The sequence below is a fragment of the Photobacterium sanctipauli genome, from assembly GCF_003026495.1.
Classification (GTDB): Bacteria; Pseudomonadota; Gammaproteobacteria; order Enterobacterales; family Vibrionaceae; genus Photobacterium; species Photobacterium sanctipauli.
In genome coordinates, this window is record NZ_PYMA01000005.1 from 93,925 (window position 1) to 118,152 (window position 24,228).

Sequence of the window (24,228 nt, forward strand, 5' to 3'; positions counted from 1 at the left end):
ATTATTATGTATTCATCAATTAACGAAGCAAACAACGCCGTAATCGAAAAAATCAAACAAGCACGCCCACACTGGATCGATGTGACTTCAGCTGGTGATGTGATCCCTTGGCTAACCGAAGGGAAACACCTTATCCACGCTGGCCCTAAAATTGATTGGCAAGACATGACTGGCCCAATGAAAGGGGCGTGTATTAGTGCGTGCTTATATGAAGGTTGGGCTAAAACAGATGTTGAAGCATTGAACCTGCTTGAAACTGGTCAAGTGAAGTTCGATCCATGCCACCATCATAATGCTGTTGGACCAATGGGGGGAATCACCTCAGCAACGACACCTGTTATTGTGGTTGAAAATACCGTTGATGGTAACCGCGCTTACTGCAATATGAATGAAGGCATTGGTAAAGTGATGCGTTTTGGCGCTTACGGTGAGGATGTTCAAGCGCGTTTACGCTGGATGCGCGATGAGCTAACACCGACGCTAAAAGGTGCGCTAGCGGCAACAGATGGTGGCATCGATTTAATCACCATTATGGCGCAGGGCGTGACAATGGGCGATGAATTCCACCAGCGCAATATTGCTTCGTCGGCGCTGTTGTTGCGAACACTTGCACCTAAGATTGCAGTACTCGATATTGATAAAGAAGTGATGCAACGTGTTTATCATTTCTTGAGCATTACCGACCAGTTCTTCCTTAACCTTGCGATGGCATTTTGTAAGTGTGCAATGGATGCAGGGGCAACAATCAAAGCCGGTACCATTGTTACTGCGATGACGCGCAACGGAAAAGATTTTGGCATTCGCGTTAGTGGTATGGGTGATCAGTGGTTCACTGCACCTGTGAATACGCCGGAAGGACTTTACTTTACGGGTTATAACCAAGACCAAGCGAACGCAGACATTGGTGATAGTGCCATTACTGAAACCTACGGCATCGGTGGTGCGGCAATGATAGCTGCGCCAGGCGTAACTCGATTTGTCGGTGTGGGTGGTGTTGATGTAGCTGAAGAAATTTCAGAAGAAATGGCAGAAATTTACGCCGAGAAAAACACGGTTCTGCAAATTCCATCTTGGAATTTCCAAGGCGCATGCATTGGGTTAGACGTAAGAAGCGTGGTTGAAACGGGTATTACGCCAATTATTAATACGGGTATCGCCCATAAAGAGCCGGGTATTGGTCAAATCGGGGCGGGTACGGTACGTGCACCACTCGCATGTTTTGAACTTGCATTGGAAAAGCTTGCCGAATCTATGGATATTAAAGCGTAACTCAATAGCGACAGTCTTCATTCTCATTTACCTGTTTGAAAATGTTGGGCAATGATGACTGTCGCTGCTTTTATGCGAGGCCATATGAATATCAAACCAGTCATGATCAGCCAATCAGCCCCCGAACCGTTTGGAGAGTTGTCGGTTTTTGGTGCGTCTGAAAAAGCCATTAATCTGGTTAACACTGAAGGCAAACTGATCACCTTGCATTGTTATGGCCATGGTATCGGTCCTGCTGGTTGGTTATTGCGTGAAGATGAGTTTTACTACATTAAGTATTTTTTAGAGCAGGGGCACCCTGCGTATTTTAAACATGACGGCATTCATAATAGGCATTTTAATATTATCAATGACTGCCGTAGAGTGAACCTACAACTTAACGATACAGTCCACATCTCTCACACTCAACTCACAACAATCCTGTCTACGATGCAAGTTGAAACCGGCCTGTATGGTACGCTTGCTGACGTTACTTCCAATGACCTATCCGATGATCTTCAATATTTTATCGACCAGCTTCATACATGGGCTGAGGGTGGTGAAGCGGATTGGCGTTGCGCAATAGGTAAGGGACCGGGATTGACCCCCAGCCAGGATGATATGCTAATTGGTATCCTGTTTAGTGCGTTCAGCGATCCTCATTATGCCGAGAACGCGCAACAGTTATTGCGCAGTGATATTTACCTTGGTGAACTGACCACAGCGGTGAGTGCCAGCTATCTCGAACAAGCGAGAGCGGGTAATTTTTCAATGATTCTTAAAGAACTTAGTGTGGTAGGGAGCTGCCCTATTGATCTGGCGCTTGTGATGGAGAAGCTGTTACAGCACGGACATTACTCTGGTGCAGACACTTTGCTAGGAATTTGGCTGTTTAGTTGCTTTAAGAATGAGAGCTATTGTCATTAATTCTGTTGTTTAAATCAGTTTAATAATTATTGTTTAATATCTGCAAAATACTTTTGAATCTAAATAGCCTATTTTAGGTCACAGTAGTAATTATAAATTTAAATATAATGGTTATATTGATTGAGAATGAACAATCAACTTAATTAAATCGCATTAAATAGTATAAATACATACATTTAGAAAGATTAAGTAAATAGCGTTTTTGTAATTTTCCTTTTATGGAGTTTCATAAAAATTATGAAAGTAACCAAATCCGATTTACATCGACTAATTAAAAACAAAATAATGTTAGCCGGCTTGTCTGAAGAGCATGCTGACCAAACGGCTGATGTATTGGCATTTGCCGATGCAAGAGGTGTCCATTCTCATGGTGCGGTGCGGGTTGAATATTATGCAGAACGTATTTTAAAAGGCGGCACCAATGCCGACCCAGATTTCCGCTATGAGCAGACCGGACCATGTTCTGCCATTTTAGATGCCGATAATGGTTCAGGCCACGTTGCTGCCACTTATGGGATGGATAAGGCCATAGAAATTGCCAAAGAAAATGGTGTTGCTGTCGTCGGGGTTAAGCGGATGGGGCACAGTGGTGCACTGTCGTATTTTACCAAACGGGCTGCCCTTGAAGGTATGGTTGCACTGTCCGTATGCCAGTCTGACCCAATGGTGGTGCCATTTGGTGGTGCAGTGGTTTACTATGGCACTAACCCTATTGCGTTCTCTGCCCCGGGGGGAGAGGGGGAGCATATTACCTTTGATATGGCGACTACCGTGCAGGCGTGGGGGAAAATTCTCGATGCGCGTTCTCGAAATCAGCCTATCCCTGAGGATTGGGCAGTAGACAGTGAGGGGCACCCAACTTCTGATCCACATGCAGTTCAGGCGCTGTTGCCAATTGCAGGCCCTAAAGGGTATGGATTGATGATGATGGTTGATGTGCTGTCAGGTATTCTGCTTGGCTTGCCTTTTGGTAAAAATGTCAGCTCGATGTACGACGATCTGTCCAAAGGGCGGGAGCTCGGCCAATTACATATTGTGATTAATCCTACGTTCTTTACAACTTCAAGTTATTTTGAGCGAGCAATAAAAGAAACTATGGCTGAATTAAATAGCATGCAGCCAGCACCAGGTTTCGATAAAGTTTATTATCCTGGCCAGCCAAGTGATGAGATAGAAAAAGAGTCAGAAATAAGCGGTATTGAAATTGTTGATGAAATTTATGACTATTTAATTTCAGATGCTATATATACCAATTCTTATGACCATAAAAACCCATTTAATGGTTAACAATAAAATGTGCCTTAGCTTTAAGGCACATAATTAACTTCGCATCGAAACACTTAGTTACAAAGTAAATATTCAAAGCCGGTTATATCTATTCGCTTTGAGCGGTTGCGCACACTTTAAATAAAGTAGACCGTGGGGATTGTAAGAAAAAATTATCTAATAATGGTTTTAACGTACAAATAAATCATCCATTTATGTAATGTGCTCTTGGTCAAAGTAAGTTTTTACTCAATTTGTTTTTATATACAAAAGAGAAAAGCAAATATAAATAAAAACGCTCAGCTTATAAAAGGATGTAAGTAAATCATTATTAGTCAATTCAATTTTTAATAATGTGAAATTACTGCTACATAATAAGGATTAGAGATGAGTGATATATCTGATGCAAAATTGGAAGAGTATCGAAGCAGGGGTTATAGCGACGACCTATTACCAAAACAAGAGTCTGATAGAACTTGGGGGCAACTAAACTATTTTACCCTGTGGCAGGGTTCAGTACATAACGTACCAAACTATGTTGCGGTAGGTGGTTTCTTTGTACTGGGCTTAAGCACTGTAAGCATCATGGCAGCCATCATTATCAGTGGTTTGATAATCGCCGGTGCAATGGTGCTAAACGGCGCAGCTGGTTCGAAGTATGGTGTACCATTCTCAATGCTTTTGCGTGCTTCATACGGTGTTCGTGGTGCATTGTTACCCGGCGTGCTAAGGGGTGGGGTTGCTGCAATCATGTGGTTCGGCCTTCAGAATTACGCAGGCTCAATCGCATTGCTAATCATCATCGGTAAAATTTGGCCAGGGTTCCTTGCCATTGGTGGTGATACCGAGTTTTTGGGTATCAGCATGCCTGGCCTGATAGCCTTTATGATGTTTTGGGCCATCAATATGGTGATTGGTTTAGGTGGCGGTAAAATACTGAACAAATTCACTGCAGTTCTAAACCCATGTATTTACCTAGTTTTCGGTGGTATGGCTATTTGGGCAGTGTCACTGGCAGGATTCGAAAATATTATTAACTACGTTCCTGCTAAGATCCAAGATGGTGGCGGTAGCTTATTCCAGTTCTTTGTGGTGATTAACGCGATTGTTGCAGTATGGGCCGCACCAGCGGTGAGTGCATCAGACTTTACCCAGAATGCGAAAAGCTTTGGTGCCCAAGCAAGAGGTCAAACGTCTGGTCTGATCCTGGCTTACCTATTGTTTGCTATCTCTAGTGTGTGTGTGCTTGCAGGTGCAAGTATCCACTACGGTACAGACACTTGGAACGTGCTTGATATCATCAATAAATGGGATGGCATGTTCGTATCGATGTTCGCTGGCTTGGTTATCCTGATGACCACAATATCGACTAACGCGACAGGTAATATTATTCCTGCCGGTTATCAAGTAGCGGCTGTATTCCCGAAACTTAACTACCGCCAGGGTGTCATGATTGCAGGTTTTATCAGTGTCATTATTTGCCCATGGAAATTAATGGAAAACCAAGAAAGTATTTTCATGTTCCTTAATATCATTGGCGGCATCTTAGGTCCGGTTATCGGTGTAATGCTTGCTCACTACTTTGTCGCAATGCGCGGTAAAATTGACCTAGACACGCTTTATACGAAACCAGGTGATTATAAGTACTACAAGAACGGATTTAATATGTTGGCATTTGTTGTGACTATTATTTCGGTTATTGTTTCTATCGGTGGTGAGTTTATTCCTTTCCTATCGGTACTATCACAAGTTTCATGGTTTACTGGTGTAGCTCTGTCATTTACTTTGTACTCATTGGCTGTAACTTGGGACAAAGAAAGACACCCAGAGTTATATACTCATACGCAGTAAAATATAATCAAAATATAAACAGAAAAAATAGTTTTAAAGCCTAAGTAATAAATTTAAAATTCGATAAAATTGGAGCAAAAAAATGTCCTACGATCTAATAATTAAAAACGGTACTGTAATTCTAGAAAACGAAGCCCTAATTACAGATGTAGCAGTAAAAGATGGCGTGATTGCAGCAGTTGGCCAAGGCTTATCTGGTGCTGAAAAAGAAATTGATGCCAAAGGGATGATTGTTTCTCCGGGTATGGTTGATGCACACGTTCACCTAACTGATCCAGGCGGCCATCGTGCAGATTGGGAAGGTTACGAAACAGGTACGCGTGCAGCTGCGAAAGGTGGTACAACAACTTGTATTGAAATGCCGCTTAACCAAATGCCTGCAACTATCGACCGCGATACTCTTCATGTTAAATATGAAGCAGGCAAGGGCAAGCTAAGTGTTGACGTTGCTTCTTTGGGTGGCTTGGTTCCTCACAACATCGATCGCCTGCACGAGCTGGCTGAAGAAGGTGTGGTTGGTTACAAGTGTTTCCTATCAACATGTGGTTCGCCTGACCCAGATTCTGGCGACTTCTGTAACGTAAATGATTACCAGCTTTACATGGGCATGAAAGAGTTAGCGCGCTTAGGTAAGATCCTATGTATCCACGCTGAAAACGCCCTGATTTGTGATGAACTAGGTAACGACGCTGTACGTGCTGGTAAAGACTCTGCGAAAGACTACGTGGCAACACGCCCAGTATTCACCGAGGTTGAAGCGGTACGTCGTGCACTATTCTTGGCGAAAGAAACAGGTTGTAAACTTCACCTATGTCACCTAAGTAGCCCTGAAGCGGTTGAAGAAGTGACTAAAGCGCGTAAAGCAGGCCAAGATGTAACGTGTGAATCTTGTGGTCACTACTTCGCAATTGATGAGGATGAGTTTGAAGTCATTGGTGCTAAAGCGAAATGCTCACCACCAATTCGTGATAAAGACAACCAAAACCGCCTATGGGAAAAACTCATGGCTGGCGAAATTGACTGCATGACTTCAGATCACTCTCCATGTACGCCTGATCTGAAAGAAGGTGGTATCTTCAAAGCGTGGGGTGGTATCTCTGCACTACAGAGCAGCGTTGACATTATGTTTGACGAAGCAGTTCAGAAGCGCGGCATGCCATTGGTAGACTTCGCTAAGATGATGTCTTCTAACCCAGCTGATCGCTTTGGCCTAGAAACCAAAGGTCGTATCGCAGTAGGTAAAGATGCTGACTTCGTTATCATCAAGCCTGACTCAAACTACGTACTAACTTCAGAAGATCTTGAGTACCGCAACAAGTTCAGTGCTTACGAAGGTCGTGATATCGGCGCGCAAGTTGAGACGACTATCCTACGCGGCCAGGTCATCTACAAATTGGGTGAAGGCGTCTTCAACCCACACAAAGGTGAGTTCCTAACGGTTTAACTCTTCACTGACTTTGTGATTAACAAGCGGGCGTTAAGCCCGCTTTTGGGTTTTTAATTACTGTCATGTTTTTTTACTTCGCCGTAAAGAAAATATCCCCGTAATAGGCCGTGGCCGACTGTTGGCTATTGTCGGTATCGGTCATGATTGCCACAACGTCTATATATCGATACGCAGCTTCATTGCTTTTGCTGCTGCCCTTATCTCCAAACAATTGAATTAAGTCCTGATATACATTTCGCTTTTCTTGTTGCCAGGTTTTGATGGGGGATCCTTTACCTTGTACTGCCAGCATCTGTGCTCTTTTGCCGACATAAGCATTATTCCAGTTTGCGCCCATCGCTTGGTTGCTAGACCATACATAGTTAATCACCTTGGTGCTTGGTGAGGTCAAGTTCCTGCCCAGTACGAGATAAACCCTTGCCGCATAGTCATCCCCTTGCTTTGTTCGCTCGTTGAGGCCCAAAAGAGTGTTTTCTACCTTCCACGACCAGTTGATATAGGGGGTTTTGAGTAAGTCGATTCGATAAGGTTTGGCAATAATGGATGCAGTGCCATTGCTTTGGGCTTTTAGGACGCTTGAGTCATCTAATGAGACAATGGTGTACTGGGTGTTGCCTACAAAAGAGCGCTGTTGCCAGCGAGAGAGGTTTTCGCTGTTGAAAGTGGCGACAGGCGTTGTCGACCAAGCAAATGGGGCAAAGCCCGATAGGCTGATCAGTAACGCAGGAAGAAAAGTTGTCTTGCTCATATAGTCTTTGATTCATTTGTGTTTATTTTAATCATAGAAGCAGATCTAGCCTATGAGTAATCGGCAAAGAGGATTGTTTTACGTGACAATCTATATTTGATCCTTAGACTAGCTCGCCCTAAATGCTTCAGTGTTATAAAGGTTGAATACAGTGATACATGATCGTGCCAGTCAGATGGTGATTTTCTATACCTTAGCGAAGGCAGGTAGCTTTACTGCTGCGGCAAAGCAACTGGGTGTATCTACCTCTCATGTCAGTAAACAGCTCGGAATGCTTGAGGCAGAACTAAAGGTAAAGTTAGTGCAGCGTACAACCCGTTCATTAACCATAACCGAAGCAGGACAGCGTTTTGCAAGCTACTGCGAGCAGGTGTGTAATGCCGTAAATGAAGCGAATGCGAGCATGGATACTGAGCGTGATGAAGTGGCTGGCTTGTTGCGTTTGGGCCTATCCCAATCGTTCGGTACCATGCACATCATTCCCGCAATCGAGAGGTTACGAGAGGCATACCCTGAGCTACAAGTTGAAGTGAGCTTGTTCGATCATAAAGCCGATATGTTGGAAGATGGGTTGGATCTTTGGATCACAAATTATGAGGATCTACCAGAAGGGTATGTGGCGCAGCGTTTGGCCGACTCCCATTTTATTTTGGCGGCCTCGCCAAATTACCTCATCGACAAGCCAGTTCCGTATCACCCCAATGACTTGGTTGAACATAACTGTTTGACTTACCAGAGTCGCCAGCGCAATTACAGCCTATGGGCCTTCAATAAAGGCGATGAGTCACTCAACGTTAAAGTCGCTGGCAATTACCGAGTCGATTTGGCTGAAGCGGTAAGAGACGCGACCATTTCGGGGTGGGGGATTGCTTATTTGGCCAGTTACTTGCTCACCACGGAGTTTCAAGAGGGCAAGTTGATCCAGTTACTACCGGAATGGAAAGCAAGCCAAAAAATGCCGATTTACGCAGTATATCCAAGCCGGAAGCACTTGCCGATCAAGATCAAGGCGGCGGTGGACTTCTTCCGTGCCCACATTGGCGAAACCCCAAATTGGGATAAGGCGTTGGCAAAAAGCGTGGTTCTGTAACACTGCCTGTATACTGAAGTCGCTTGGGTATACTTGATTATCAACAATGAGCACAAAATTAACGCATGATTCTGTTGGTTATTTCATCATCGGGCGAGCAGAATTGTCCTTGCTGACATAAATATCTTTTCCATATGGCAATAATAGAAAAGCGATAGTTATTAACCCGCTAATTTTCAAGGGGTTAGTTTGTTATCGTTGCTTTGGGGAATTCTTGTGTTACAGCCTGTTAGCAACCTGATGTTGCACGCAAACCTTTGCTCTCTACAATGCACCGCATTATTCACGAGAGTTAAGGTTTTATCTCATGACATCCGTTATTGGCATCGTTGCCATTCTGCTTTTCGCTTATTTCTTATCGACAGATAAGCGAAACATTCCCCTAAGAACCGTATCGCTTGCCTTTGCGCTTCAAATTATTTTTGCGCTATTGGTGCTATACGTACCAGCGGGTAAAGATGCGTTAAATGCCGTGACTGGTGCGGTATCAGGCATTATTGATTACGGTCAGGAAGGCATTGCATTCCTGTTTGGGGGATTTGCAACGGGCAGTGTGGGCTTTGTGTTTGCCATTAATGTACTTGGCATAATTATCTTCTTCTCTGCATTAATATCTGCCCTTTATCACATTGGTTTAATGCCCAAAGTGATCAACGTGATTGGTGGTAGCTTGCAACGTTTACTTGGTACTGGTCGTGCCGAGTCTTTGTCGGCCACGGCGAATATCTTTGTGGGTATGGTTGAAGCGCCGTTGGTGGTTAAGCCTTACCTGAAAAACATGAGTGACTCGCAGTTCTTTGCCGTGATGACTTGTGGTTTGGCATCGGTTGCGGGTGGGACCTTGGTTGGCTATGCATCATTGGGCGTTGAGCTGCATTTTTTGATTGCAGCGGCATTCATGTCTGCACCAGCTGGCTTACTGATGGCCAAGATTATGGTGCCACCGAGTAACGATACAGTTGATAACGACGAGATCACCTCGGTCGAATTACCACGAGCAACCAATGTGGTGGAGGCTTTGGCTGATGGCGCAATGTCGGGGGTGCGTATTGCTGTCGCTGTTGGTGCAACCTTGCTGGCCTTTGTGAGTGTGATTGCCTTGTTGAATGGCCTATTAGGACAGGTTGGCGAAGTCGTAGGGATGGAGCTGAGTTTCGAATTGATTCTAGGCTACCTATTTGCGCCTGTGGCATTTGTACTTGGGATCCCTTGGAATGAAGCTGTATTGGCTGGCTCTCTAATTGGTAGCAAAATTGTGGTCAATGAGTTTGTTGCTTTCATTCAGTTGATGGAGATCCAAGATCAACTTAGCCCTGACTCTGCCGCTATCGTGACGTTTGCGCTGTGTGGCTTTGCCAATATTACCACTATGGCAATCTTGATTGGTGGGTTGGGCAGTTTAGTTCCTGAGCGTCGTAGTTATATCTCTCGCATGGGCTTTCGCGCCATTGCCGCAGGTGTACTAGCCAACTTAATGAGTGCTGCGATTGTTGGCGTGATTTTATCGCTGTAACAGTATTGCTCAACATCAGCGAAAGAAATAGAAAAGGGGCTGTCTAGCCCCTTTGTTATATCTATCGTTGTACCTATGTCTCAGCGGTAGCTTCTACCTTTACCTTGGCTGTGAGCAGGTGTTTGGATAAGCGTTTTGCCAAGCACAGAAGGGTGAATGTAGGCGGTAACCCCCAAGCTTCTGGGATCACGGAAGCATCACAGACATAAAGCCCTTTGATTTTTGTCTCAAGCTGGCTGTCGACAATATCACCGATCGCAGCGCTACCGCCCTGGTGGGCTGCAAAATGGTGGGTACGGTAGATATGTTTAGCCCCTGCTGCAGCCAAAATAGATTCGGCGATGTCAGCGCCTTGATTTAAGCGTTGTTTATCTTCGTTACTCAAGCTTTTGCTTGCCCAGTTGGGTGAGATTTTACCGGATAAACTGTCTTTCACTTTTACCATAATGGTCAGGGTATTATCGGCTGACATCATGCGATTAAAGCGTCCAACCTGTGCAGTGAACAAATGAAAGAAAGGCTTTGGCAAAGCAAGATCTGAAAGTACGATACCTTCCTCGGGCAGGTGCAAACCAGCTGCCATTGGCACTTCGCCGCCCTTAAACTTTTCATCGACAGCTCCCATTACCGCGACAACAGGATCGATAAAAAATTGTTGTCCGGCATTTTCGATACCGCTTTGCTGGAGTATTTGCGGTGAGCCAATGCCACCAGCGGCTAGGATGACTTGCTCAGCAAATGCTAAATGGACCCCATCATCATGTTGGTACTCAACCCCGACAGCTTGCTGGTGCGGTGGTTCTTTCTCAGATAATACCTTGGTGACTTTGGCTTTGGTGATGAGCTTCGCGCCGGCATCAATGGCCTCTTGTAAAAAATCGCGTGCTGTCCACTTGGCATTGTGTGGGCAACCGTAGCCACACAGGTGACACCCAGATTGGCAGCGCTCGGAGTCAATCAGTTTGTCGAGTTTATGCCACTTAACCCCGGCTTTGTCTGCGCCTTGCCAAATGCGTTTCGCTCGTGGGCCGATTAAATCATCAGGAAGAGGGGCGTATGGAATGGTTTGCTGTATTTCTTTAGCTTCATCGCGTAGGTCGATGCCATAACGATCAAACATTTCGAAGGGGGGCAACATGGCTGTCGCGTAATTGATGGCCGAACTGCCACCGGCTGTGATGCCACGGATCAGTAACGAAAGATCATTACCAACAAATGCTCCTTTACTTGGAATGGCGGCAATCCCCGCCATTTGCCAGAAAGAGCCCGTGAGAGGTTTATCTGAACCCCATTCAAGAATAAGGACATGTTTGCCTTGCTCAGATAAAGATTTGGCTAAGGTAGCCCCAGCAGGGCCGCTGCCGACAATGATGGCGTCATATCGAGCATTTTCTTGAATAGTCATAGTGCCAGCCTGAACGATTAAGGTTGGCTAACTATATGACATAAAAGGGTATATTCCTATAGTAAAATTAGCTTCGAGGGCAGTTATCACATAAACTACCGTCATCTCGGCGATAGTGCATACAGCAGCTAAGGCGTTTAAATTGCCATTCACCGGTTTCCGTGCTTTGCGATAGACCTTCAAGGTGGCGCATCGGTAAATCAAGGTGCGATAGCCATAGCTTGGCTTGGTAAACAAGATCATAGCTGGTGGATGCATCGGCTTGATTACCTGAAGGCATATTCAGCAATGCTTGGCGGTGGACGAGTGCTTGTAGAATTGCATCTGCGATTAAAGGCTTTGTTAACCCAGGGCGTAAGCGATTGTATTGGTTAAATTGACTTTGAAGCTGGTCAAGTAGCATCGCCAATTGGGTGCATGCGTATTTGATCATTTCTTCTTCAGTACCAGAGAACCAGTTTTCACCACTTAAATGGTAACCGGCAACTAACCCTTCTTTGTAGTCTTGGGCGATGTCATAAATCGGGGGGATACTGCGTATCGCATACACCCCAATAAAAGCAATATAGACGGGTTGCCATGCTAACATGGTCCAGCTGCGGGTAAGCCAGTATGGGTTGCCTGCTTCTGGGTGAGCCTCTTTCCAGTATTGATACAACGCATTGAGCAGCTCAGGGTTACCGTGAGCTGCTGAGATGTGTTGGTGGTCTGCAATGCCAATTCTGCCCTTTAAAGAAGGGGAGATCTGCTCGGCATATTGGAAAAGCTGTTTGTATTTTGCGATTGCCATACTCAACCTAGAACTGAAAGGCAGCAGGAAAGCCTGCTGCCTAATGTTGTCGCTAAACCTTAGAAGTTGAAGTTAACTTTTGCTTCAACGGTTTGCTCTGCGCCTACCCAACAGTTCATAGAATCCCAGCAGGAGTAGTACTCTTTATCAAACAGGTTAGTCGCTGTTAGGCTTGCACTAACACCTGCCATGCTTGGTGATACTTCACCCAGATCATATTTAACGGCTAGGTCAACTAGGGTGTAATCTGGCACCATGTCGGTGTTGGCGGCATCGACATGAGTTTCACCGATGTAGCGAACACCGGTACCAAACGTCATACCAGACAGCATGCCGTTGTAAACATGATAGTTAGCCCATGCAGACGCAGAGTGCTTAGGCGTACGAATTGGTGTTTTTCCTTCTAGACCGTCATTATTTTCGGTAATTTCCATATCTAGGAAAGTGTAGTTCACAGATAGATCTAGGCTATCTGTTGCAAACCACTGACCTTCAAACTCAATACCTTGTGAAGTAATTTCGCCTGCCTGAGTTAGATGCTCGATACTTTCAGGATCAGCTGTCAGTGCATTTTCTTTCACAAGGTGGAACGCAGAGATAGTTGCTGTTTTACTCATGTCCGCAGACATGTATTTCACACCAGCCTCAATCTGCTTAGCTTCAGAAGGTTTAAATGCATTCCCGTGGCGGTCAGACCCCGCTATTGGCTCAAAGCTTGTTGCATAGCTGAAGAATGGTGATAGCCCATTGTCAAACTCATATAAACCACCAAAACGGTATGAGAAGTTTGTTTGATCAATCTTATTGGCACCATCAACTACATCTACATGCTCTGATTTGTAAGAGTCAAAGCGGCCGCCACCAATTAGTACAAGTTGACCTAGACGCACTTGATCTTGGAAATAGATACCAGCTTGTTCTACTTTGATATCTTCATCATCACGAGATGGCTTATCCTCAACTAAATCTGATGGGTTGATTTGGTTGTTATCAGGATTGTTTACATTGATTGGATCAACGTTAAAGTAGTACTTAGCAAGAGAGCTTCCTGTTAGCCTTTGGTAATCAACACCAAATAGAACATTGTGTTCAACATTTGCAACATTAATGACACCTGATAGCTGGTTATCAATGATAAACCCTTGTGACTCTTCTTCTGTGCTATAGGCGTAGCGATGCAATAGTTCTGGATCATTCTCATCATATGCGGTGTGGACTACATTTTTCTGAGATAGGCTAGCGTTCATGTAGCGAGCATTTTGTAGGAATGTCCAGCTATCGTTGATGTTGTGGTTAATCTTGTATCCAGCTAAGAAAAACTCACGATCCATCTCATTCCAATTGTGATCCCCTAAGAATGTATTTGGTGAGAAGTTAACGCCTGTCGGGTTGTTGTACATAGTCCCAACGCCTGGAACTGCTGCATTCGAGCCTGCTTCTGGATCGCGCTGGTAATACAGGTTGAAGTTAACCAGTGTATCTTCTGATGCATACCAATCTAGTGATGGTGCAATTAGGTAGCGGGTTTCTTTAATGCCGCCTACTTGGCTGTCGCGCTCGCTAGCTTTTGCGATAATACGGTAAGCGAAATCGCTGTCACCCACTTGGCCTGTGGTATCAATGCTGGCTTCTTTAAGGTTATGAGAACCAGTTGATACTGCTACGTCTGTGCTGCGCTCTTTTTGAGGTGCTTTGGCAATGATGTTAACCATACCGCCTGGTGACATTGCACCATAAAGCACCGATGTTGGGCCTTTGAAAACCTCGATTTGCTCGATGGCAATTGGATCGATTTGAGGCTGTACGTTCCAGCCAGTTAAGCCTTGAAGTGCTAAACCATCATAGTAGCTTTTTTCTACGTCAAAGCCACGAATGTTGAAAGTATCGTAAAGTTTTACGGCCCCACCACGAAGCTCAGTGTTTACCCCCGGTACGTAGCGTAGTGCTTCGTTCACTGAGTTAACACCACGCATTTCTAGTGTTTCATTATCAATGGTGGTGATTGACTGCGGCGTCTCTTCTGGCATCAGTGCCGTTTTTGTTGCGGTATTACGGTAGGCTTGACCCAGAACCGTAATGGTATCCATGGTTGATACGTCGTCGGATTGTGCTGCTTCGGTGTTAGCCATCGCAGTCGCAGGTACTGCAAGGGCAGCGGCGATAGAAAGTGCAATGACAGAGCGTGAATGTAGCTGCTGCATGGATACCTCGAAAATAGTTAAAAACTTGTTACTAAATAGGAATTATTCTCAGTCGCATTCTAATGGAGTGTGAGAAGGCAAAATTAACAATTTGGGGCATCATGGCGCTTAATAAGAAAAAAACGCATTTACACAGAGGTGAAATGCGCTTGATTTAGCAGGAATTTGATTATTTTCCGGCAGGCTGTATAGGAATCCAGTATTCCATTGTGGCTTCCTCGCTATTGATATCAAACGTTGGTTGATAGATTTCAAGCTCGAAACCTTCAATACCTCGGTAGTTTGATTGTGGTAGCCATGCGGAGAGGAACCATTCTAAGGTGCGATCAAGGTTTGTAATGGCCCCTGTGTAGGGTATGACTGCATACTCTTGAGCAGGAACGTGCAAGATATGCGCTGGGTTTAGATTCGCCGCTGCTTGCTCTGTCACTTCAAAGCCTGCCCAGTAGGGCGCTGGCTTGCCTTCGTCTATGTCATGGGTATCAATAACACCATAAGCTGGCACGTCGAATGGGGCTTTTTTACCTGTGAGTTGGTTTAATTGCTGCCAGATGCTTGGCACAACATCGGTATAGTTTGGCTCGTTAGCATACAAACCTTGGATCTCACCACTTGCGCCATGCAGGTAAAAGTCACTCCGACGTTCAACGCGTATCTGTAAAAGGCGTTTTTTGATTTCATGGGCTTCATGCACAGGCATGGTTGCCTGCAGGGGCGTTTTAAGGCCAATACGCTGACCGCGCTTGCGATAAGCACTTGGTGAGCAGGTAAAGAGTTGCTTAAAGGCACGGGTAAAGCTGACTTCCGAGTTGAAGCCACAATTTAGTGCAATATCCACAATGCGCTCTTTACTGGTAAGAAGCTGTTCTGCTGCCAAACTCAGCTTTAATTCACGTACATAATGAGCAACTGTTTGATTGGTTTCGCTCAGAAACACACGTTGCAACTGCCAGCGTGACCAGCAACTTTTTTCTGCCAACAACTCTACTGATAGCGGTTGATCGATATGGGTGTGGATATAGTCCAACACTCGCTCGATCCGAGTCAGCTGGTGGTTGTCAGTATCATGTTGGTGGTGGCTATTGCTCATTGTTTTCACTGTCTTTTTAGGCACTGGTCTAAATAAGACCATTGACTTTGGTTGATATGGATAGGATAGCATTGAATAACTGCAAATTATTGTTCTATTTTTATAGGGTAATAATGCACCGCGCATTGTTAGGACTGATAATGTAAGGAAACAGATATGAAAGTGATTGCCTTTGCCGCAAGTAGCAGTAGTACCTCAATCAACAAACAACTTGTCACTTACGCCGGATCCTTGGTAAAAGGGGCGGATCTGGAAGTGCTTGATCTTAACGATTATGAGTTGCCACTCTTTAGCCAAGATAAAGAGAATGAAATTGGTCAGCCTGAAATGGCAAAAGCCTTTTTGGCAAAGTTAAATAGTGCAGAGGCCATTGTTATTTCATTTGCCGAGCATAACGGCTCATACACTGCCGCCTATAAGAACCTTTTTGATTGGTGTTCACGCATTCAACAGAAGGTGTACCAAGATAAGAAACTGGTGCTGCTCTCGACATCCCCTGGGCCGGGTGGGGCAAAGAATGTACTCGCTGCTGCAAGTGGTTCTGCACCTTTCTTCGGGGCTGAAGTTAAAGCAACGGTGTCCATTCCAAGCTTTTACGAGAACTTTGATGTTGAAAACCAGCGTATTAGCAATCGTGAATTGAACGATAAAGTCATGACCGCGATTAGTGCACTATCAAGTTAGACCCGAGATTAAATTCGACATTTAATTAGCCACTCTATTTCAACATTTATAGTTATTAGGGTGGCATTTTATAAATTAATGTCATGGTTTGTGGAAATAGAGGCTGCCTCTTTAGTGGTATTCTTTTCATTTAATTGCAGTGAACAAGCCATCAATAATGAAATTTATGATTATTAATTTATTAATAATATATTTACAATACATCTATTGTTGATTGTAAGTTTATGAATTATGAGTGGTAATCTTTATATGGTCACGTATTCTATATAATGATTATTATTAAAACGATCTTAGCTAAAATGCCCAACCTTGAACCTGAATGTAAGCTGAACGTATAATGGCTGCGAATAATGAAATACCATTCAATTAGGACCCAGAGCTAACTCTGTGGTTTCCTGAACAAGGTTAATAATAATATGAAATACAACAGTTTTATTGCGCTCGCGATAGCAAGTAGTTTGCTTGCTGGTTGTGGCGGGGAGTCTTCGTCTGAGACAAAGGTACCAACAACGAGTTCTCTTCAATCTTATCAAACTCAACTGAATGTAGATTCAGATGACTTGGCATCGTTAAAACAAATTAAATATGCCTCGAATGAGGGGGCAGGTATTAACACACCCAAGAATTTTGAAAAGTAAACTTGAGAAGTAGAGCTAAAATGAAGAAAAAAATATTAGGATCATTAATCCTACTTGCCGTATCACAGGTAAATGCAAGCCCCAGTGTTCAGGGTTATTATCAGTCAAAGGCATTAATCAATTATGCCACTAATAAGGTTCAGCAGAATAAGGCTGAATATTTCATGCTGGATTACGCCTTAACCTTGCCGGCACAGTCACAGGCTCAGTTTGTCTCATACAATAGTGCGTTGGGCTATTTTCAAGCTAATAACCCTAGTGTCAGTGAAAGCGAATTTCAGCAAATTGTACGGAAAGTTAATGCGTCTGCGCTTGAAGACCAATATATCTGCCGAGTTGATAGTGCTGGTATGAAGCTGACTTATGCTGCGAAACGCGGTCAAAACTGCACGGCTCATTACGACGAAGAGCCTAGGGCGATGAGCCAGAAGGGCACGAAGGTCTCTTTCTTTCGTCGCTGGGATTTTGACCCAACCCAAGCGCATTTCGATATCCAAAGTTATGATACCGATACAGCAACGGGCGATGAAGTTATTACTCAAGACTACTTGCTGAAGTTCGAGGGGCGTTGGATTGGTAGCAGTGTGCGTGTCATTACATCAGAGGTTGAGTTAGTTTCTGGTGGCAGCGCAACGGCCTATGACGTCGCAAGTTATAATTTCTCGGGCCCTCGAAGCGGTATCATTTCTGGTGGCGAAGGCCTGCTGTACAGTGAGCACCCCTATTTTATAACTGATGATGAAAATCAGCAATCGGCTGATGGCGTGACAAAGCATATCACTAAGACAACTTTTAATACGTTTAGTTTGATCGATGGCAATTATAAAGGCCGTAATCTTGAGACGAACGGCCCATTTTACTTAGTGAACCGCGACTACGTGAAAGCCTATACACTTGAAGATAACAGTACGGCTTATTTTGTATCCGACCCACAAATTTTTGCGATTGTAGAGTCGATGAGTGGGCCTTCTGATAGCTGGGTTTGGCAGGATGAAACGCAATGGGATCCTGAAAAAGGAACCGATCAAGCAAGTGGGGGAGATTGGGTTGCTCATGCCTTTAATAATACGCATAACTTAGTGAGCCTAAGCCCGACTTATTGCATGATTGAAGACATAGCAGAAGGTCGACCTGTGACTGAATATCAATCTGAGGATGGTACTAGCTTGTGGAATCCATCAATGCATGATTGTCAGGCAAAAGAGCCAGGTACGGTGCCGAAAGTGTATACCCACTTTATTAATAGCTATGGTGAAGATATCGCTTTCAGTTCATTGCGCCAGAGTGCGAAAGATATGATTCATGTACGTGAACAGCATCCGCAGGGTAATGAAACCTTATTGAGTTTAGGTGATGTTAAAGCAATGAAAGCATCATCTCGCTACAATGAGATCAAAGCCGAATTGAGCCAGCGTTATAGTTGGTCTAAGCCATATGATATTTTGAAGTAGCGATATTTCATCACTTCATCACTTCATCACTTTGCGAGAGGCGAGCGAGTAAATAAAAATATCATAGAATAGAAAAAGCGGCTTACCTGGTAAGCCGCTTTTGTATTTTCTACTCTCGGTGTCTTATGACGCTAGCGTAGTTGTCTCGCTTGGGTGCTATTGGCAACTTGCTTCACCGATGTTTTCCCACACTGCTGCTGTGCCAGGTTCATCACCGCGAGTCCAGTAAGCTGCTTTCCAGCGATTTCCATTGTGATTGACCTCATCACCACCGTTGTAAGCTACGCCAGCATTCCAACTGACTTCAACATCGCTAAGCAGTTTCCATTGATCTGCCGTGACAGATGGCTCGTTGTTTTGCGTCCAGTACTTGGCCTCCCATACGAGCTGATCATGACTGACCTTATCACCGCCGACATAGGTTGCCCCTGCAGACCAGGCTGGGTGGTTAGCTGCATCTGGATCTGTCATTGAACACTCACCACCACCGGTATCAACAGGGTTAACTGTCATACTGGTTTGGGCGGTTGCATCTAATGCACCGTCAGAAACCAAAACAGAAATAACAGCTTGGGAAACTTCAGTGACTGCTGGCGCTTTGACATTAATGGAAGCCGTACCTGAACCAGAAAGAACAGTAAAGTTATTAGGTACAGTCCAAGTGTAAGTTAACGGGTCGCCATCTGGGTCTTGCGCTTGGGCATTAAGATTAAACGTGGATTCTGAATCAACGTTTAATGCTGCTGGCAGCGAAACACTTGGGGGCTGGTTTACGGCCTCTGCTTGGTTGGTAATAGTAACTTGGTCGCTATCTGTAAGCCCTTCATCATCTGTCACCGTTAGTGATAGTACATAACTAACATTGGTGTCAGTAACAGGTACATCAACGCTTGCATGAGCTTGGTCACTGCTATTGATGGTAACTGCTGGACCAGAAACTTGAGTCCATGAATAGGTCATTGCTTGCTGCTCTGGATCGTAAGAGCTTGAGCCATCAAGTTGAACTTCTACCGGGCCTGTTACAGTTTGGTCGTCGCCCGCATTCGCGACTGGTGGTTTATTCACTGGTGGCTCACCCGTGTCATCACCATGGCCTAAACCTTCGTGCATTGCATTAAGTACATCACCGTTATCGGCATCAATTTCCCAGGAGAAAAGCCCCGCTAAGCCATGTTGTTGAACGTAATTACCTTTCGCTTTCACAGCGCGAGCGTTATCGTAAGAAATAAGCTCCTTGGTTGTCGGGTTCCACTTGTATGACGCTTCTGCCTGTTCATCGTAGCGATCTTCCCAGCCGTTCCCTGAGTGGTTATCAGCAATATCGCGATAATCTAGTACACCGGCTTCCCAAGTGCCGTCAATACCGCCTGTTGCTTGCCCCGTCATAGGGTTATCGCCAGTGTAATTGTGGACACCTTTCCAACCTCGTCCGTATTTAGGCACACCGATTACAAGTTTCTTTGGATCAAGGCCTTGCGCGAGTAGGTCGGTAACACCTCGGTCTGTGGTAAAGGTTACCGCGGGGTTATGGCTAGCATCATATAGGCCAGATTGATGGCCTAGATTGTTAAGATCAAAGGCACCAAACATGTCATAGCTCATCAAGAAGATGTAGTCCATGTACTGCTGTGCACGGTTGTAATCAACCACTTCAATCTTTTTGACATCAACCCCGATGGCTGAAGTGAGTTCGTAGGTGCGACCTGTTTCCGTTGATAGTTCATCGAGCATTTCACGCAATTCTTTCATGAGCGTGACGTATAACTCGCCATCTCTTTCCTTATCGCCAAGGGTTGGGTGGGCACCATTACCACCAGGGTATTCCCAGTCAATATCGACACCATCAAAGAACTTCCACGTTTGGAGGAATTCTTTTACTGAGCTGACAAAGGTACGGCGTTTAGCCTCATCATGCATGAAATAGAATGGATCAGACAATGTCCATCCACCGATTGATGGGAGGATTTTCAGATCGGGGTAGGCTTGTTTCAACGCCATCATTTGCCCGAAATTACCGCGATAAGGGTCTGACCATTCGCTGACCCCTTGTTGGCCTTTTTGCAGTGCTGCCCAAGGGTCATGAATAGCGACTTTAAAGTCTTCTCGTCCGGCACATGCTTTTTGAAGTGCTTCAAAGCTACCTGAAATTTGTTTCAAGCTGTCGTTAATTCCGTCACCACCACAAATTGGGGTAAAACCGTAAATAATATGGGTGAGGTTTTGTGCAGGAATCTTGTCGACTGGGAAGCCGCGATCGTAGACACTCCATTCTACAAAATAGCTACCAACAACTTTGCCGGATTTATTGGTGTAGGGTTTATTGTTCTCTTGTAAGGTAGGAACCAGTGGTGCCAGGTGGCTGCCGTCAGTGTCGGCGATGGTCAGTTCGACACTGCCGCTTTCACTACAGCCATCAGCATTACAGAGTTCAACCGTCATATCATAGATGCCCCCCTTGCTGACATTGAAAGTCGCACTTGAGGCACCGCCATCACCCGTCCAAACGGTGTCACCATTAAGTTTTACATTGGCGGTTTCTGCAGCGTCGCCACTCCATGTCTGCCACGAAACTGATACTGCCACTGAATCGTGGATAGCTACAACAATGTCATTGTAACTTCCGGCATCTCGGTTTAATTCGACTAGTGCATAGGTGTGTTCTCCCCAGTCAATCGTGGGGGCTCCAGGGGCTGCAGAATAGGCCACGGATGATGCCAGCATACTGCTTATAAGTAGGGTGAGGTTAGTTTTTTTCACGTGGAACTCCATTTTTACTACAAAGTAATTAAATGGGAAGTACAACGATAATAAACAGGCACAGCAAAGCGGAAATAAAATGGCAATAAGTGATATTTTATTTCAAAGCTTAAAATTATTATGATGCTGCTTTTAGTAGCCTGATTTAATATAACTTCCTTGTAATGGTTTGATTTTTTAAAAAACAAGTCTTTAAATTTTAAAATCATTGGTTTGTATGGTTTTAAATAAACCTAGCCAACTATGAAATTTATTAATAAAAAACTTCATCATAAAAAGAAATAGCAAACACAATTATTTTAGTCAAAAAAAAAGTACTAATAATTTAGCAAAAAGTTACTTTTAATGAAAAATGTGATGTTGCTTCATAGTTAAAGGCTGTTGGTCATAATTCAATAAAGAGTTGGCAGGCTTAATGGTTGTAATTCGTGTGAAATAAGTTTGCTTTAAGAACGGTTGTTTAAATTGGCTGTTTTTAAGTTGTTGTTAATGCTAGTCATTTCATGGTTTTAATGACGGTTTCCTGGTGGGTGATTTGTTGTGGTGATTACTGGTCTTAAATTCATTTGTCGAGGTTATGGTTTGGTGGTGGTGAGGTTTATAGCAGGTCAAGGCTGTTGGCTTGGCAAAGAAAGCGGGCTTTTATCGTTGCTCTTGACCGATAAAGAACCCGCTAATTTTATAAATATTATTAAGTGTCGATATTGTTAACCTTATGCGCTAACTGCTTCTAACTTAATATCTTTTCTTTGTTTCTTTTGAATGTCTTTCCATACTAATGGCACTACAATCGCAGCCAATAAGATGTTTGACAGTGGGACTGATAACCAAACACCGTCTACACCGATGTATTGCGGCAAGAAATATAAGAAAGGCAATTGCACCAACATATTACCTGCTGAAATACCCAGAGCTTTACCACCTTGGTTCACCGCCATAAAGTAAACAGAAGCCAATGCAATAAAGCCATCAAGGAACATGGCGAAGAGGTGCAACCGCACACCATTGATGGTTTCTGCTGCTAATGCTGGATCGCCATTGCTGAACAGGCTAACCAAGGTGTTAGGGAATAAGTTCAGGAATGCGACCGAAGCAATACCAGACAGGACGACAACCTTGCTGGCTAAAATCAGTGTTGCGCGAATTTTCTTACCATGACCGGCGCCGTAGTAGTAGCTAACAGGTGGCTGCATACCGCTTGCGATACCTTCGGCAAGTAGGTAGTACATGGTCATCAGGTAGCCAACAATGGCAAAGGCACCAACATGGATAGCACTGCCATAGCTCATGAATAACTTGTTGTGTACTGCAACAATAAAGCTGAAGTAGGCGTACATAAATAGGCTAGATGTACCCAAGCTAACCGCATTCACTGCAATGCGTGAGTTAAACCTGAACGTTTTTAGCGATAGCCTTAGTTTTGAATAAGACGTAAAAAAATAGCCTACCGCCACAACGGTAATACTGATCTGCGCGATGATGGTTGCTATGGCAGCGCCTTTAAGGCCCATGTCCATGTGCCCAATGAACAGGTAGTCCAGAATGATATTGATAATAGCGCCCGCCATCATCAAACCTGTCGAGAAGTTAGGGCTATCATCGTTACGAATCAACATGGGGAGCGCGCCAGCTGCTATGGTAAACACTGCGCCCCACGTGAACACTTCGATATAAGCACTACCCATTTCAAGTGGTACACCTGTTGCACCTTGAGCAATCAACAGCGATGGTGCCAGTGTCGTCAACAATGCCATCACTAGTAGGCCAGCAATAGCAATCAATATAAGACCCGTCGATAAAGCTTGTTGTGCCTTGGTCTGGTTCCCTTCACCCTTGTAAATAGAAATAAGGCTACCTGAGCCCATACCCACGAGTAAGCCCAAACCTGCAATTAGGCCGATGATTGGCCAAGCCATATTGATACCTGCTAAGCCTTCGAAGCCAATAAAGTGACCAACGAAGATACCGTCGATAACTTGATAAAGGCCGTTGACCAGCATGGCGGCAACCGATGGAATTGCATAACGCCAGAAGGTTTTGCTGATGCTTTGGTTGTCGATGGGAGTGTTGATTGATTCTTGCATGAGTTTCTCTGGCTTTTGTGACTTTGTGGGGCATTATCTATGTTTACCAGATTGGTTGAAGTTACTATCTATCCGCTTTTCGGATGGTACAATAAAGACTGACAGAGAGAAATAAGTGCGAGGCAGCACATGAATTGGACGATAGATCAGTTAGATGCCTTTGTCACCGCCGTGCAGCAGGGCTCGTTCTCGGCAGCGGCGAGAAAGTTGGGCAAAGCGCAATCACGAATCAGTACCGCAATTAATAACCTGGAGCTGGATCTTGGGTTTGAATTGTTTGATCGAACAGCACGTTTGCCTGTCCTTACACCTGAAGGAGAGGACATGTACATTGAGGCTCAGGCTGTGCTTGCACAGTGTGAGCGGTTAAATGCTAGGGCGATGACTGTGACTTCCGGTGAGGAAGTCGCAATTACAGTAGCAATGGAAGAGGCGCTTCCTGTTACGGCATTTGAAGCCTTATTTGGTCGAGCAGCTGAAGCTTTTCCGACTTTAAAGTTGACGATCCTAAATGGCTCGCAAGACGATATCGCCATGTGGGTTGCAACCAAACAGGCCGATTTAGGTATTCTGTTTAATGTTAAACAGATCCCGGACTCGTTGGAGTTTATGTCCATTGGGCATTTTCAGCACTCATTGATTGTATCTCGTAAGCATCCTCTGGCGAATGTTAACGCCCCAACCATTAGCCAGCTTAACCAATACCGGCAATTAGTGATTCGTGGCAGGATGGACTATGGTCAAGCAAAAGCTATCTCGGCCAATTATTGGCACATTGATAGTTATTATTTAATCACTGCTATGGTAGCTCGAGGCATAGGCTGGGCGTTGGTACCGGAACATGTTGCGAAAGAAGAGTGGTATGTCAATGAATTGCTGGAGCTTTCAACTGAAGAAATCCCTGAGCCTTTATGGGTTGAAATAGGGGTGGTACGCCGGCGGGATAGAGGGTGCGGTAAGGTTATTGAGTGGCTTTATGATGAGCTGAGTGAAATGTTGTAATGGCAGACGCACTGACACAAAGATAACAATCAACCC

Annotated in this window: 18 protein-coding genes; 11 read left to right on the plus strand and 7 right to left on the minus strand. The window is 44.6% G+C overall.

Annotated features, from left to right (window positions below):
• Positions 1-6: 6 nt before the first annotated feature.
• From C9I98_RS10260 to allB, 5 genes are all read left to right on the plus strand, one after another.
• The gene (locus C9I98_RS10260) at positions 7-1,269 is read left to right on the plus strand and encodes a YlbE family protein (protein WP_036818859.1); all 1,263 of its coding nucleotides are present in this window, start codon (positions 7-9) and stop codon (positions 1,267-1,269) included.
• A gap of 51 nt (positions 1,270-1,320) precedes the next feature.
• Complete coding sequence (locus tag C9I98_RS10265) at positions 1,321-2,175, plus strand: oxamate carbamoyltransferase subunit AllH family protein (RefSeq protein WP_051902001.1); 855 nt, start codon at positions 1,321-1,323, stop codon at positions 2,173-2,175.
• Positions 2,176-2,412: 237 nt separating this feature from the next.
• On the plus strand, positions 2,413-3,462 hold the full coding sequence (allD, locus tag C9I98_RS10270; protein WP_107271942.1) for an ureidoglycolate dehydrogenase: 1,050 nt from the start codon (positions 2,413-2,415) through the stop codon (positions 3,460-3,462).
• Positions 3,463-3,828: 366 nt separating this feature from the next.
• Positions 3,829-5,292 carry an allantoin transporter gene (locus C9I98_RS10275; protein ID WP_036826319.1) on the plus strand — a complete coding sequence of 488 codons (1,464 nt, stop codon included), beginning with the start codon at positions 3,829-3,831 and terminating at the stop codon, positions 5,290-5,292.
• An 82-nt stretch (positions 5,293-5,374) separates the two neighbouring features.
• Complete coding sequence (allB, locus tag C9I98_RS10280; protein WP_036832732.1) at positions 5,375-6,736, plus strand: allantoinase AllB; 1,362 nt, start codon at positions 5,375-5,377, stop codon at positions 6,734-6,736.
• Between the two features lie 73 nt (positions 6,737-6,809).
• Here allB and C9I98_RS10285 read toward each other — a convergent pair whose 3' ends face one another.
• Complete coding sequence (locus tag C9I98_RS10285; RefSeq protein WP_036832730.1) at positions 6,810-7,487, minus strand: DUF3047 domain-containing protein; 678 nt, start codon at positions 7,485-7,487, stop codon at positions 6,810-6,812.
• A gap of 151 nt (positions 7,488-7,638) precedes the next feature.
• Between C9I98_RS10285 and C9I98_RS10290 the strand changes: the two genes are divergently transcribed.
• Positions 7,639-8,577 carry a LysR family transcriptional regulator gene (locus tag C9I98_RS10290; protein WP_036832728.1) on the plus strand — a complete coding sequence of 313 codons (939 nt, stop codon included), beginning with the start codon at positions 7,639-7,641 and terminating at the stop codon, positions 8,575-8,577.
• Between the two features lie 307 nt (positions 8,578-8,884).
• Positions 8,885-10,090 (plus strand): NupC/NupG family nucleoside CNT transporter, encoded by a 1,206-nt coding sequence (locus C9I98_RS10295; RefSeq protein ID WP_036832725.1) that lies wholly within the window; start codon positions 8,885-8,887, stop codon positions 10,088-10,090.
• A 73-nt stretch (positions 10,091-10,163) separates the two neighbouring features.
• Here the strand turns inward: C9I98_RS10295 and C9I98_RS10300 are convergent, their stop codons facing one another.
• From C9I98_RS10300 to C9I98_RS10315, 4 genes are all read right to left on the minus strand, one after another.
• Entirely contained in the window at positions 10,164-11,495 is a 1,332-nt protein-coding gene (locus tag C9I98_RS10300; protein ID WP_036832722.1) for an FAD-dependent oxidoreductase, read from the minus strand.
• Positions 11,496-11,562: 67 nt separating this feature from the next.
• Entirely contained in the window at positions 11,563-12,285 is a 723-nt protein-coding gene (locus C9I98_RS10305; RefSeq protein ID WP_051902757.1) for a siderophore ferric iron reductase, read from the minus strand.
• Between the two features lie 59 nt (positions 12,286-12,344).
• Positions 12,345-14,486, minus strand: coding sequence for a TonB-dependent siderophore receptor (locus C9I98_RS10310; protein WP_036832716.1), 2,142 nt, complete (start codon positions 14,484-14,486; stop codon positions 12,345-12,347).
• A gap of 169 nt (positions 14,487-14,655) precedes the next feature.
• A complete protein-coding gene (locus C9I98_RS10315) occupies positions 14,656-15,576 on the minus strand; it encodes a helix-turn-helix domain-containing protein (protein ID WP_051902755.1) in 921 nt (306 codons plus the stop codon).
• A 156-nt stretch (positions 15,577-15,732) separates the two neighbouring features.
• Here C9I98_RS10315 and C9I98_RS10320 point away from each other — a divergent pair, with 156 nt between their 5' ends.
• From C9I98_RS10320 to C9I98_RS10330, 3 genes are all read left to right on the plus strand, one after another.
• A complete protein-coding gene (locus C9I98_RS10320) occupies positions 15,733-16,260 on the plus strand; it encodes an NADPH-dependent FMN reductase (RefSeq protein WP_036832713.1) in 528 nt (175 codons plus the stop codon).
• Positions 16,261-16,676: 416 nt separating this feature from the next.
• Complete coding sequence (locus tag C9I98_RS10325) at positions 16,677-16,898, plus strand: hypothetical protein (protein ID WP_036830784.1); 222 nt, start codon at positions 16,677-16,679, stop codon at positions 16,896-16,898.
• A 20-nt stretch (positions 16,899-16,918) separates the two neighbouring features.
• Positions 16,919-18,349 carry a hypothetical protein gene (locus C9I98_RS10330; RefSeq protein ID WP_036830782.1) on the plus strand — a complete coding sequence of 477 codons (1,431 nt, stop codon included), beginning with the start codon at positions 16,919-16,921 and terminating at the stop codon, positions 18,347-18,349.
• Between the two features lie 156 nt (positions 18,350-18,505).
• Here the strand turns inward: C9I98_RS10330 and C9I98_RS10335 are convergent, their stop codons facing one another.
• Positions 18,506-21,070 (minus strand): glycosyl hydrolase family 18 protein, encoded by a 2,565-nt coding sequence (locus tag C9I98_RS10335; protein ID WP_051902621.1) that lies wholly within the window; start codon positions 21,068-21,070, stop codon positions 18,506-18,508.
• Positions 21,071-21,819: 749 nt separating this feature from the next.
• Positions 21,820-23,190, minus strand: a complete 1,371-nt coding sequence (locus C9I98_RS10340; RefSeq protein WP_107271944.1) for an MATE family efflux transporter — start codon at positions 23,188-23,190, stop codon at positions 21,820-21,822.
• A 129-nt stretch (positions 23,191-23,319) separates the two neighbouring features.
• On the opposite strand from C9I98_RS10340, the gene C9I98_RS10345 reads away from it, so the two are divergent.
• Entirely contained in the window at positions 23,320-24,192 is an 873-nt protein-coding gene (locus C9I98_RS10345) for a LysR family transcriptional regulator (RefSeq protein WP_036818119.1), read from the plus strand.
• Positions 24,193-24,228 lie beyond the last annotated feature (36 nt).